The organism is Mucilaginibacter jinjuensis, assembly GCF_028596025.1.
In the GTDB taxonomy this organism is placed as follows: Bacteria; Bacteroidota; Bacteroidia; order Sphingobacteriales; family Sphingobacteriaceae; genus Mucilaginibacter; species Mucilaginibacter jinjuensis.
The window spans coordinates 3120394-3133779 of record NZ_CP117167.1 but is presented as its reverse complement, the minus strand read 5'-3'; the positions used below and the strand labels follow the sequence as shown (position 1 = coordinate 3133779).

Here is a 13386-nt window from a genome sequence, read left to right as displayed (position 1 = left end):
AATGCTTTTTTGCGTTTAAAATGCAGGTTTTATACGTTTTCCATACCGTATTGCTTCAAAATATCATCAGGAACACCGGTCCATTTGTTGGGTGCGTTACCCACGTATCCTATGTCGTGAAATCCCATTTTGGTGGTAAAAAATCCTGAGGCGGTTAAGTCACGCATGCGGTTAAAGAAGGCTACTCCCTGCGCCATTTCTGGCTTGGCCTTTTTGGGGTAAGCAATCATATCTACCAGTTCAATTTGCTGGGTGTGGGTACAGTCAGTAAACACCTTGCCGTAACGGTTCAGGCATTGTACATCGAGCCAGCGCAGGCCGCCGCGCATGGGCGTTTGGTGCTCAGGTATATCTTTCACAATAAACTCAATAAAATCTGGCACCTTGACATCAGATGCGCTACCCGATTTTTCATCCTTAGGGATAATAATATCGCCCAGTACGGTTATGGTCAGCATTTCTGCCGGGGTGAAGAATTTTTCTGCGTGAAGCAGTTTCTTATCACGTTCTATTTCAAAAGCCTGGCGGCCGGCTTCATCTGCCGCGGGTTCGGCTGCTACTTCAGCTGTTTTATTGTCACCAGTTTTACAGGCCTCTAATAATAATCCTGCCGAAAGGGTGCTTAAGCCTAATGCTTTAATGGAGTCACGTCTGTTCATAATAAATTGTTATTGAGACTGTTAAACGTTTAATTTCTTTCTTTCCTGTAATATATATTCTGCTGTGCGCATAGATAGCGCAAGGATGGTCCAGGTAGCGTTTTTATCGCCTTGTTGCACAAATGGGGCGGCATCAACCACAAATAAATTCTTGCAATCGTGCGCCTGGCACCATTTGTTAAGGGCTGATTTCTTAGGGTCATCGCCCATGCGAACCGTGCCTACCTCATGGATAATTTTACCCGGGGCTTCTAAACCATAATTGGTCTCCGGGCCTTGCGGACCGCCATATATAGCCCCCATGTTATGCATAATCTCCTGGAAGGTTTCCTGCATGTGTTTGGCCTGTTTAATCTCTTCGTTACTCCATTTGTAATGGAAACGCAACACCGGGATACCGTATTTATCAACCACCTCCGGGTCTATTTCGCAATAATTGTCGTAACGGGCTATGGCTGTGCCACGTCCGGCCATACCGAATTGAGCACCAAAGAAACGGCGGTAATCGTCCTTCAAACCAACACCATAACCTCCCGCCTCTTTCATTTTACCATCACGGCCGGGTACCAGCCCATTCATATTCTGGATACCGTTGGCAAAACCATAAGATGGCATGTGCAGGCCGCCGCCATATTCAATATGGTAACCACGAGGAAAGTCCAGTTTTTTATTATCCAGCCACCAGGGCGAGTAGATGTGCACACTGCCTGCACCATCTTCATTATAACGTTTACGATCAAGCAATTGCGGCAGAAAACCACCAGCACTTGATCCTGTAGAATCATGGATATACCTACCCACTACCCCGCTACTATTGGCTAAACCACCGGGATGCGCTGCTGAGCGTGAATTAAGTAGAATCCTTGCAGATTCGGCCGCGCTTGCTCCTAATATCACCGTTTTGGCATTAACCTGGTACTCCTGCATATCAACCTTGTTAACGTACGATACGCCGGTGGCTACACCCTCGGCATTGGTAATTACTTCGCGTACCATGGCGTTGGTAATCACTTTTAAGTTGCCGGTTTTAATGGCAGGGATCACCAGACATGATGAAGCCGAGAAATCGCCATAAATTTTACAGCTACGGCCGCACTGCCCGCAATAAAAGCAAGGCGAGCGGTCTTTATTGCCAGGCAAGGCTTCGGTAAGCACCGCACCACGGCCGGGTATTACTGTAACACCTGCTTTTTGTGCACCTTTTTTTATGAATAGCTCATTTAACCTCGGTTTAGGCGGGGCCATAAAGATACCGTCAGGTTCATTCTCGAGGCCTTCTTTACTGCCGTAGATCCCAATCAGGCGGTCTACTTTATCGTAATAGGGTTTTACTTCATCATAGGTAATTGGCCAGTCGTCGGTAAGGCCATCCTTACATTTAAAATCGTGCGGGCCCATCCGTAGAGAAATACGGCCCCAGTGGTTGGTTTTGCCGCCCAGCATCCGCGAGCGGAACCATTGAAATTCGGTATTATCTTTAGTGGTATAAGGTTCGCCCTCCAGCTGCCAGCCACCATAGGCAGCATCAAAATCGCCAAAGGGACGGGTTGTACCTGCACCGCGACGGGGCGATTCCCATGGGAATTTTAATTGTTGTGAATCTTTTTGCGGATCGAAATAAACGCCTGCTTCGAGCATCAGCACTTTTACGCCTGCATTTGCCAAAACGTAACCTGCCATACCCCCACCTGCGCCCGAACCTACAATTACCACATCATACGTGGCCGATGATTTTTTGATTTGTAAATCACTCATAATTCATAAATAGATTGGTGCCCTAATATAAAATGTTAATGCGACAATAAAATCTTATTTTATGATAGAGTGTAAAGTTTTTATGTAGTTGTTTAAATATAAGACTCCCTCAATGTAGCAATCCACCGTGTGATCATAAATCTTGATGCCCCATCGGGGCTACCTGTTTGTAGATGTAATTATCAGGACGGTCATGCCTCGTAGAGGCTACCCATTAACACAGCGGCAAATCATTTGCTAAAGACATCCACAAGTTTGATCAACCTAATTTATACCCCTTATTAACGCTGTTGCAAGTTGCAATGGCTTAGTGTTCCCCTAATTTAGGGGAATGCAATGACAGTGCTATTACTTCTAACATTATTAAATTTTGGTCGTCAAAATTGCAGATACCTGGTAGACTACAACAAAAAGCATCCCTAATCAGTAAATTTCCCGAAACGAACAAACCTCATTCAACATGAATAAAATGATTGTTTATCAGCCATCTGTTCTGAATTATTATTGTACCGAATACTGCATCAACAATAACAACCAGACACAAACCCCATGCACGAGTACGAACTTTTATTAAAACAAAGGGATGAAATGGACCTGAAATTGAACCTGTTAAACGAAGATTACCGCAATTGTAAAGGCAATGATTTACAGAGCATTTACATCGCCGGCAAAATAGCTGTGTACACGCTTCAGCTTTGCAATATTCTAAAGCACCTGGCAGCTTATCAGCAGTTCAGAAACAAGCGCTAAGGCACGCTAACTATTTTTCCAGACCGGTTTTCTTTTTTCTTTAAATGCGTTGATACCTTCCTGCGCGTCGTCAGACGCGCGAATCTTGGCTAACTGATCGGCCAGGTACATGTAACGTGCCATTTCGGGCAGGCTTTCCAACGCTTTAAATGCTTCGAACCCTTTGCCAATGGCAAATGGGGAATGGCCGAGGATTGTTTCTACCAGCTGATCACAGGTTTCATCCAATGTTTCTTTAGTACAAACATGGCTTACAATACCAACCTCCTGCGCCTTTTTAGCCGAAAATGTTTCGGCAAGGATACACATTTGCATAGCCTGCTTAGGCGAAGTAATATTTAATAAGGTTGAGATCACCTGCAACGGAAAGATGCCGCGCTTAACTTCGGGCAGGCTAAATTCTGCCTCTTCAACAGCAACAGCAAACGTACAACCGCCAACCAGCAAAAAACCACCGGCCATTACGGCACCTTGTATTTTAGCGATGGATGGTTTATTGAGCATCCGAAAGGCATCGCCAATGGTGATCAGGCTTTTAGGTTGGGGCAAAGTTTCATTATGTTGATCGAGTTCGGGGTTCTGGAAAACGTTCAAGTCCATTCCCGAGCAAAAAACCGGTCCGCGGGCTTCTACCACAACACACCAAATTTCATTGTTCTGTTGCGCATAAGATAGCGCATACCCCAGCTCATTAACCATAGTTGGCGTAAAAGCATTGCGCTTATCGGGGCGGTTCAGTATAATTTTAAATAGATGGCCCTGCTCTTCAACCTCAATAAAATTGAATTTTACCCGGGCAAACTTGCCGATAGCCATTAATGAGAAATACATATTAGTGTGCTATTAATTGTTTAAAAGATGGTTCGAGGTTTAAAACCTGCTGTTTATCAAAACTCAGGTTTTGATTTTTGTTCAACATAAAATCAACCAATTGTTCAGTCGGCATATTACCAACCAGCTCGTCCTGTGCCATTGGGCAGCCGCCATAACCTAAAATAGCGCCATCAAATCTACGGCAACCGGCTTGCCAGGCAGCTTCCAGTTTTTCATTTACGGTTGATGCAGTAGTATGTAGATGTGCCCCAAATTCCAGTTCGGGAAAAGCCGGGATCAGGTTATTAAACATATAACTGATACTTTGCGGATCAGCCACACCCACGGTATCAGCCAGTGAAAACACATTGATTTGCAATTGGCTCAACTCCTCCACCCACTTAATGGCGATATCACTATTCCATTCATCGCCATAAGGGTTACCGAAACCCATTGAGATGTATATGACCAATTGTTTATTATGCTTCATACACAGCTCCTGCATCACTTTAACACGATCAACAGATTCAGTAATGGTTGCGCCCGTATTCCGCAATTGAAACGTCTCTGATATCGAAAACGGGTAACCTAAACATGCTATCTGCTCAAACTCACAGGCCTCGGCAGCACCGCGTTCATTGGCAACAATAGCCAGCAGTTTGGATTTTGTATTACTCATATCCAGCAAATCTAACACAGCCGCCGTATCTACCATTTGCGGGATAGCTTTAGCTGATACAAAACTGCCAAAATCAATGGTATCAAACCCCACTCGCAAAAGCTGATTGATGTAATGCGCTTTGGCTTCTGTCGAAATCAAATGCTTAATTCCCTGGATGGCATCCCTTGGGCATTCAATAATTTTCATTTAAAATCTCCCTTGAAATTACAACCTTCTGTATTTCTGAAGTCCCTTCACCTATGGTACACAGCTTGGCATCGCGGTAATATTTTTCGGCAGGGTAATCTTTGGTATAGCCATAGCCGCCGTGGATCTGCACGCAGTCGTTCGCTATCTCCACACAAATCTCAGATGCGTAATACTTAGCCATGGCCGATATGCTAGTCACCTTTTCTCCATGCGTTTTCATCACACCGGCCTTGCGGATCATCAGTTCTGCGGCCTCAACTTTAACTGCCATATCAGCCAGTTTAAAGCCAATAGCCTGAAACTGTGCAATAGGTTTACCAAACTGTTCGCGTCCTTTGGCGTATCGAACAGCCGCATGGTAAGCACCCTTTGCAATACCCAATGAAAGTGCCGCAATAGAGATTCTACCACCATCTAAAACCTTGAGCGACTGTACAAAGCCATCGCCTACCTCACCTAATACATTATCTTTAGAAACCCTACAATTATCAAAAAACAAACAGGCGGTTTCCGAAGCACGCATACCCAGTTTGTTCTCTTTTTTGCCTGCCGAAAATCCCGGAGTACCTTTTTCGATAATGAAGGCTGTCATCCCATGATTGTTCCCTTTTTCGCCGGTACGTACAATCACCACGGCAACATCTCCGCTAATGGCATGGGTAATAAAGTTTTTAGAACCGTTGATCACCCACTCATCCCCATCGAGAACAGCGGTAGTGCTCATCCCGCCAGCGTCAGATCCTGTGCCGGTTTCTGTTAAACCCCATGCACCAATCCACTGACCAGAAGCCAGTAAGGGCAGATATTTTTTCTTCTGCTCCTCGTTACCAAAAGTTAACAGGTGATTGGTACACAACGAATTATGCGCCGCAACTGATAAACCGATTGAACCGCAAACCTGCGATATTTCATCGATAATGGTAATGTACGCCTGGTAATCCAATCCCGAACCGCCGTAAGCTTCGGGTACCAGTACACCCATAAAGCCGTGCTCACCCATTTTGTGGAACAGGTCCACCGGGAATATCTGCGCCTCATCCCACTCCATCACATGCGGGCGGATATAGTTTTCGGCAAACTCTCTGGCGCTATGTTTAATCAGCTCTAATTGCTCATCAATTTCAGTTTCTATAGTAGTCATATCTTTTAATTTTTTGTTGAATGGTTAATTGAGTGAGTAGTTGATTGAGTTCTGTTTAATTATAAAGCAATTCATCAACTAACTTCAATATATATTTGAATAACAATTATTTATGTTTGTATCACACCTACATTATAACGCTCAGTTATAGGTGCATTATTAGCTGCATCGATACCTATCGAGATAATTTTGCGGGTATCAAGAGGGTTAATAACCCCATCAACCCATAACCGGGCTGCGGCGTAATAAGGGCTTAATTGTTCGTTGTATTTGGCAGTGATCTTATCCAGTAAAACTTTTTCTTCTGCCGGATCAACCTCTATGCCTTTGGCTTTTAACGCTGCTTCCTGGATCTGTAATAAGGTTTTACCTGCTGATGCACCACTCATTACCGCCATCTGCCCGGTAACCCAGGAGTAGATTAGCCTTGGATCATAAGCCTTGCCGCACATGGCATAATTGCCCGCTCCATAAGAATTACCGATAATGAACGTAAACTTGGGCACCACCGAATTAGCCATGGCCGAAACCATTTTAGCGCCGTCTTTAATAATGCCTCCATGCTCTGACCGGCTACCTACCATAAAACCCGAAACATCCTGCAAAAACACCAATGGGATTTTCTGCTGGTTGCAGTTCATAATAAAGCGCGCCGCCTTGTCTGCCGAATCCGAGTAGATCACCCCACCCATCTGCATCTCCCCTTTTTTCGATTTTACCACCTTGCGTTGGTTAGCCACGATGCCCACAGCCCAGCCATCAATACGGGCCAGGCCGCATAACAGAGTCTGACCGTAAAGCTCTTTGTACTGTTCAAATTCAGAATTATCAACCAGGCGCTTGATTATCTCAACCATATCGTAAGGTTTGGTACGGTCTTCGGGAAGTATGGAGAATATCTCTTCGGGATTCTTTTTAGGCGATTCCGGTTCAGCACGATCAAAGCCTGCTTTGTTATTATGCCCTAATTTATCAAACACCTTTCTGATCGCCTCCAGGCAAGATGCATCGTCAGGATATTTATTATCTGTTACACCTGAAATTTCGGAATGGGTACTTGCTCCGCCTAAAGTTTCGTTATCAACCTCTTCGCCGATAGATGATTTCACGAGGTATGATCCCGCCAGGAAAACTGAGCCGGTGCCTTCTACAATAAAAGCATAATCAGACATGATGGGCAAATACGCCCCGCCTGCCACACAGCTTCCCATAATGGCCGAAACCTGCACAATCCCCATCGACGACATTTTAGCATTATTGCGGAAGATGCGACCAAAATGCTCCTTATCCGGGAAAACCTCATCCTGCATCGGCAAGTAAACTCCCGCACTATCCACGAGGTAAATAATAGGGATCTGGTTATCCATCGCAATCTCCTGCGCACGCAGTATTTTCTTGGCCGTAATCGGGAACCAGGCGCCCGCTTTGACCGTGGCATCGTTTGATACAATTACACATAATCTGCCTGCCACTTTGCCTATCACCGTCACAACGCCGCCACCCGGGCAGCCGCCTTCATCAGTGTACATATTATCCCCGGCAAAGGCAGCAACTTCCAGTTGTTCGCTGTTTTTGTCCACAAGCAGATCAATTCGTTCGCGGGCGGTTAGCTTGCCTTTCTTTTGGTGGGCTTCGATCTTTTTTAATCCACCGCCAAGCTTAACATCGCTTAACTTTTTTTCGAGGTTATTTATTAAATAATCCATTACAATGAATTTTAATTCAGTATCCGTTTATAATAAAAAATAGCGCAGGGGCTCAAATTGGTCATAAAAATACTATGCATGCATAGCATTTGCACAAGTACGCAAATAATAATGAGGAATCAAAATGTGGGGAGAAATTTAATATGGAATGCAGGGAAGGTTAATGCTTACACGCATTTTTTTTGCTGATAGTGTAGGGTGTCATGCTGAGGCACTCGAATCATGTGCGTTGGGCATCGCCAACTATTTATTAACGGTATATATGGCGCAGATAGGCCTTTGCCCACATGCTTCGAGTGCCTCAGCATGACCCTTCTACGCCGTTGTTGGTGTTGTCACCAACAACTTTGCTAATTGAAATACCAACAATGGCACGAATATTTGTCAACCTTACATTATATTTGAAACGAACCTTTATAAACCAATCCCATCTACCATTATGCAAAGGCGAAATTTCATAAAACTATCCGCAGGCACTGCTGCAACCCTTTTGTTAAGCAGACTTACTTACGCAACATCAACTCAAACAAGCACGATCAACGTGCCGGATGAAGTCTGGGCGCAATCCGGCGACGAATGGTTTAAACTAAAAAGTAGCAATGGTTCTGTATTTAACTACAAGGATATTGAGGTCACTATTAAAACGAATGGCAATGCTAAGGGAATATACGTTACCTCGCCAACGCAGCAATTAAACGCGGTACGTTTAAAATGGAAGCACCATATAAATACAGATGTTAAGTTTTTGGGTGATGCATTCGAACGCTCGTATGGCGATCTGCAATGGAAAACTGATCTATCTGCCGTTAAAAATCCCTGGTACATATTAATTGCTGATGGAAAGCAAACAACCTGCTTCGGTGTAAAAACCGGGGCCAAAAGTATTTGCTGGTGGAGCTTAGGCACGGATAGTTTGGAGCTTACGTTAGATACTCATTCGGGCGGTAATGGTGTATTATTGGGCAACCGCAGTCTGCACGCTGCCGATATCATTACCACCAACAGCAAACCGGGCGAAAATGCTTTCCATACCGATCACCGTTTTTGTGGGATGATGTGCGAAAAGCCGCGTTTACCTAAACAACCTATCTATGGCATAAACGACTGGTATTTTGCCTACGGCAATAACAATTTCGACCTGATTAAGAAAACTACAGCTATGATGGCAGAATTGGTTACTGATAACAGTAACAAACCATTTTCGGTAATTGATGCAGGCTGGGCCACCTACTCGCCATTATTACCGGGCGATGGCGGCTGGAACGATGATTTCTCGAAACCGAACGATAAGTTTAAAGATATGCACCTGTTGGGTGATGAGATTAAAAAACTCGGCATGCGCCCCGGACTATGGATGCGCCCGCTTTGTGCAAGGCACGATGAAAAGTCCAGTTTATTAGCACCGAAAATTCCTGGCAGGGACGATCCCAAAGCACCGGTGCTCGACCCTACCATTCCGGAAAACATTGCACGGATTCAGCACAATTTTGAGGTTTACAAGCAATGGGGCTACGAAATGGTGAAGCACGATTTTAGCACCTATGATATTACCGGCCGTTGGGGTGCTAACATGAAAGACAGCATTACCGCACCCGGCTGGAACTTTAACGACCGCAGCAAAACCACCGCGGAGATTATCCTCGACCTGTACCACGCCATCCGCGAAGCAGCCGGAGACAGCATTTACGTGATAGGCTGCAATACCATGAGCCATCTAAGCGCGGGCATATTTGAAATGTGCCGCATTGGCGACGATACCAGTGGCCGCGAATGGGAACGCACACGCAAAATGGGTGTTAATACATTGGCATTCCGCTTACCACAGCACAACAAGTTTTACGCGGTAGATGGTGATTGCGTTGGCCTTACCACCGATATTTCATGGGAACGCAACAAACAATGGCTGCAATTACTGGCCGAAAGCGGTGCACCGCTATTCATTTCAGCCCAACCCGAAGCCATTGGCGAAGCCCAGAAAGCGGCCATAAAACAAGCTTTTGCCCAGGCAGCCAAACAGCAACCTTTAGGCGAACCATTAGATTGGATGGAAAACATTCAGCCCGAAAAGTGGAAATTAAATAACAGGGAAGTACATTTTAACTGGGCGTGATAATTATATGCCCAGCCCAGTTAAAATATATTGTTAATGATCGTTAAGCGGAAGGCCTAAGCGCTGGAAATCTTTCCAGTTCAGGTATTCGTCGCCTTTGCGTTGTTCAACCATGGTAATACATCTATCAACCGGGCAAACCAGTTTGCAAAGGTTACAGCCTACGCATTCTTCTTCTTTAATCGTGTATTTATTATAAGGCTTGCCATAATCGAGCGCGATGGATTGGTGCGAGGTATCCTCACAGGCAATATAACACAGCCCGCAATGGATACACTTATCCTGGTTAATATTGGCAACAATGTGATAATTAATATCGAGATCTTCCCAATTGGTTAAGGCAGGTACAGATTTGCCGATGAAATCATCCAACGTTTTAAAGCCTTTATCTTCCATCCAGTAGTTCAAACCTTCGCACATATCCTCCACAATCCGGAAACCATGTTTCATAGCCGCTGTACAAACCTGCACGTTTGATGCGCCAAGGAGCATAAACTCAACCGCATCTTTCCAGGTACTGATGCCGCCTATGCCAGATATGGGTACCCGTCGCGTAGTTTCGTTCTGCGCAATAGTCGCCAGCATTTTCAAAGCAATGGGTTTAACCGCCGGACCGCAGTAACCGCCAAATGCAGATTTACCGGCCACATTAGGATTGGGCACAAAGGTATCCAGATCGATACCTGTAACTGATTGTATAGTATTAATCAAAGATAAAGCATTAGTACCAGCCTGTACCGAAGCCAAACCTGTTGGCACTACAGAGTGTACATTAGGGGTCAACTTGGTAATTACCGGAATTTCCGCAATCTCCATAACCCACTCTACCACCATACGGGCAATCTCGGGATCTTGGCCTACGGCTGCGCCCATGCCGCGCTCGGTCATCCCGTGCGGGCAGCCAAAATTGAGTTCGAGGCCATGCGCACCTGTATCCTGCATCTTTTTAGTCAACTCGTGCCAGCTCTCGCGACTGTTATCGGCCATTAAAGAAATCACCAGTGCCCTGTCGGGGAATTCTTTTAAAACTTCTTTAATCTCGCGGAGATTGATATCCAGAGGCCGGTCAGAGATCAGCTCGATATTATTGAACCCCATCACCCGGCTGCCATGATAATCGACTGCCGAATAACGTGACGACACATTTTTTACCTGCGTGCCCAGCGTTTTCCAAACCACACCTCCCCAACCGGCTTCGAAAGCGCGTAATACATTGAGCTTTTTATCGGTCGGTGGTGCACTCGCTAACCAAAACGGATTGGGCGATTTAATACCTAAAAAGTTTGATGATATATCTGCCATAATCTTAGTATTGGTTAGTAATTACAGGTTGGTTTACATTTAGATAGTTGAGGATGCCCTTTGCGCCGTCCTTACCGGCCTGCACAGCATCAACAACTTCCTTACCGCCGTTAACACAATCGCCACCGGCAAAAACGCCTGGTATGCTGGTGCCGCTATTGGCATCCACCCACATTTTGCCATATTGATGGTCGATGTTATTACTGGTAACCAAAGCCTCAAAAGGCATTTGTCCGGCGGCTTTAATCACCATGTCTACATTCAACACAATAGTTTCACCCGCATCAATTGGCGATCGTCGGCCGCTGGCATCGGGTTCGCCTAAAACCATCGTGCTGCAATGCAGTTGGCTTACATGGTCGTTTTCGCCGGTAATTTCTTTGGGGGCAGCCAGCCAGATAATTTTGCAGCCGTCCAGTTTGGCCAGATCCAGCTCGACTGTTGTGCAAGGCATTTCGGCCTCGGTGCGGCGATAAACCATGGTTACTTCTTTTGCGCCTAAACGTTTGGCTTGCGTGGCGGCATCAATGGCCGTCATCCCCATTCCAATTACCGCTACCCTATCTCCTACCTTAACCTGATTAAAGCCTTTGCTACGGATATCATAAATAAAGCTGATAGCATCTACCACACCTTCCAATTCTTCGCCGGGAATATTGAGCTGACGGGCTAAACCCACGCCAATGCCCAGGTAAACCGCATCGTAATTACTTTGCAGTTCGGCTAAGCTTATGTTTTCGCCTAAGGTTTGATTGTATTTAATTTCGATGCCTCCTATTGAAAGGATATAATCTACCTCCTCCTCACAAAACGCGGGGGTTACTTTATAAGCAGCTATACCATAAGTCATTAAGCCGCCGCCTTTACTTTCTTTCTCGTAAACAGTAACATCCACGCCCTCACGAGATAGCACATGTGCACAAGACAATCCCGCCGGACCAGCTCCCACTATCGCCACCCGTTTACCTGTTGATGGCTTCCGTTTAAATAAAGGCCATTTATGGCTGATGGCTATATCTGTCGAATACCTTTGCAGGCGTGCAATTTCAATCGGCTTTTCTTCCAGCAAATTGTACACACAGGCACCTTCGCACAGTTTTTCTACCGGGCAAACGCGTGAGCATCCTCCACCCATAATATTGGATGAAAAAATGGTATGTGCCGAACCTTTAATGTTTTCGGTAGTAATCTGCTTAATGAATTTCGGCACATCGATACTCGTTGGGCACGATTTTATGCATGGCGCATCGTAGCAAAACAGGCAGCGATTAGCCTCTACCAATGCCGCCGCCAGGTTTTCGAAGGGCGGGTGGATGTCGGCAAAGTTGGCATCGTACTCATCGGTTGTAAGCCGGAAGTTGGTAATGGACATAGGTTTGGCCTTTCGCGTTAAAGTTCAGTCAGCTTACCATAAGTTTCAGGGCGGCGGTCGCGGAAGAACTGCCAGGTGCTGCGCACCTCGTCAATCATATCGAGATCAAATTCAGAGATCAGTAATTCATCATTATCTTCTGATGCCTGCGCGAAAATTTGTCCGCGAGGATCAACAAAGTATGATGTTCCGTAGAATTTGCCCAGATTCCAGGGTTTCTCCTCACCCACCCGGTTAATGCAGCCCATAAAATAACCATTAGCAGCGGCATGTGCTGGTTGCTCTAATTTCCACAGATATTGCGATAAACCGGCTACCGTTGCCGATGGATTATAGACGATCTCTGCACCATTCAAACCCAAACATCGCGCGCCATCTGGGAAATGACGATCATAACAAATGTAAACCCCAATTTTGGCGTATTTGGTCTGAAAAACCGGATAGCCTAAGTTGCCTGGCTTGAAGAAGAATTTCTCCCAGAAACCGTTGGTATGCGGGATATGGTTTTTGCGGTACTTACCCAGATAAGTACCATCAGCATCAATTACAGCAGCGGTGTTATACAACACGCCAGCCTGCTCTTTTTCATAGATGGGCACAATAATCACCATGTTATACTTTTTGGCATACTCGGCCATTAAATCGGTAGTCGGGCCGGGAACGGCTTCGGCAGAGGCATACCATTTGGCATCCTGACCGGGGCAGAAATACGGCGTGGTAAAAATCTCCTGCAAGCATAAGATCTGTACACCGGCTTCACCAGCCCGCTCGATGTATGGAATATGCTTTTGGATCATAGCATCCATAATCTCTTTGATCGTTCCCTCGCCCTCGGTTTTGGGCAGGCTCATTTGTATTAATCCCGATTTAATGATTCTTGGCATTGATGTAGTTCTTTATGGTTGTT

At 45.5% G+C, this 13386-nt stretch carries 11 protein-coding genes; 2 read left to right on the top strand and 9 right to left on the bottom strand.

Features of this window, described 5'->3' with window-relative positions; translation table 11 throughout:
- Window positions 1–29: 29 nt before the first annotated feature.
- Together PQO05_RS14180 and PQO05_RS14175 are read right to left on the bottom strand one after the other, a co-directional pair.
- Window positions 30–659: a gluconate 2-dehydrogenase subunit 3 family protein gene (locus PQO05_RS14180; protein ID WP_273627973.1), complete on the bottom strand. Its 630-nt coding sequence runs from the start codon at window positions 657–659 to the stop codon at window positions 30–32.
- A 21-nt stretch (window positions 660–680) separates the two neighbouring features.
- A complete protein-coding gene (locus PQO05_RS14175; protein WP_273627972.1) occupies window positions 681–2414 on the bottom strand; it encodes a GMC family oxidoreductase in 1734 nt (577 codons plus the stop codon).
- Between the two features lie 549 nt (window positions 2415–2963).
- Between PQO05_RS14175 and PQO05_RS14170 the strand changes: the two genes are divergently transcribed.
- Window positions 2964–3164: a hypothetical protein gene (locus PQO05_RS14170; RefSeq protein ID WP_273627971.1), complete on the top strand. Its 201-nt coding sequence runs from the start codon at window positions 2964–2966 to the stop codon at window positions 3162–3164.
- 6 nt (window positions 3165–3170) lie between these two features.
- On the opposite strand, the gene PQO05_RS14165 is transcribed toward PQO05_RS14170, so the two are convergent.
- From PQO05_RS14165 to PQO05_RS14150, 4 genes are all read right to left on the bottom strand, one after another.
- Window positions 3171–3995: an enoyl-CoA hydratase-related protein gene (locus PQO05_RS14165; RefSeq protein ID WP_273627970.1), complete on the bottom strand. Its 825-nt coding sequence runs from the start codon at window positions 3993–3995 to the stop codon at window positions 3171–3173.
- A gap of 1 nt (window position 3996) precedes the next feature.
- Window positions 3997–4845, bottom strand: coding sequence for a beta/alpha barrel domain-containing protein (locus PQO05_RS14160; RefSeq protein ID WP_273627969.1), 849 nt, complete (start codon window positions 4843–4845; stop codon window positions 3997–3999).
- On the bottom strand, window positions 4832–5989 hold the full coding sequence (locus tag PQO05_RS14155) for an acyl-CoA dehydrogenase family protein (protein WP_273627968.1): 1158 nt from the start codon (window positions 5987–5989) through the stop codon (window positions 4832–4834). The genes PQO05_RS14160 and PQO05_RS14155 overlap by 14 nt, the downstream gene beginning before the upstream one ends.
- Before the next feature lie 110 nt (window positions 5990–6099).
- Window positions 6100–7695, bottom strand: coding sequence for an acyl-CoA carboxylase subunit beta (locus PQO05_RS14150; protein WP_273627967.1), 1596 nt, complete (start codon window positions 7693–7695; stop codon window positions 6100–6102).
- Window positions 7696–8134: 439 nt separating this feature from the next.
- Here PQO05_RS14150 and PQO05_RS14145 point away from each other — a divergent pair, with 439 nt between their 5' ends.
- Complete coding sequence (locus PQO05_RS14145; RefSeq protein ID WP_273627964.1) at window positions 8135–9805, top strand: alpha-amylase family protein; 1671 nt, start codon at window positions 8135–8137, stop codon at window positions 9803–9805.
- A 33-nt stretch (window positions 9806–9838) separates the two neighbouring features.
- Here the strand turns inward: PQO05_RS14145 and preA are convergent, their stop codons facing one another.
- From preA to PQO05_RS14130, 3 genes are read right to left on the bottom strand one after another with little or no spacing between them, the layout of a single operon-like run.
- Window positions 9839–11107 carry an NAD-dependent dihydropyrimidine dehydrogenase subunit PreA gene (preA, locus tag PQO05_RS14140; RefSeq protein WP_273627963.1) on the bottom strand — a complete coding sequence of 423 codons (1269 nt, stop codon included), beginning with the start codon at window positions 11105–11107 and terminating at the stop codon, window positions 9839–9841.
- Window positions 11108–11111: 4 nt separating this feature from the next.
- Complete coding sequence (locus PQO05_RS14135; protein WP_273627962.1) at window positions 11112–12479, bottom strand: NAD(P)-dependent oxidoreductase; 1368 nt, start codon at window positions 12477–12479, stop codon at window positions 11112–11114.
- 17 nt (window positions 12480–12496) lie between these two features.
- Window positions 12497–13363, bottom strand: a complete 867-nt coding sequence (locus PQO05_RS14130; protein ID WP_273627961.1) for a nitrilase-related carbon-nitrogen hydrolase — start codon at window positions 13361–13363, stop codon at window positions 12497–12499.
- Between the last annotated feature and the right edge of the window lie 23 nt (window positions 13364–13386).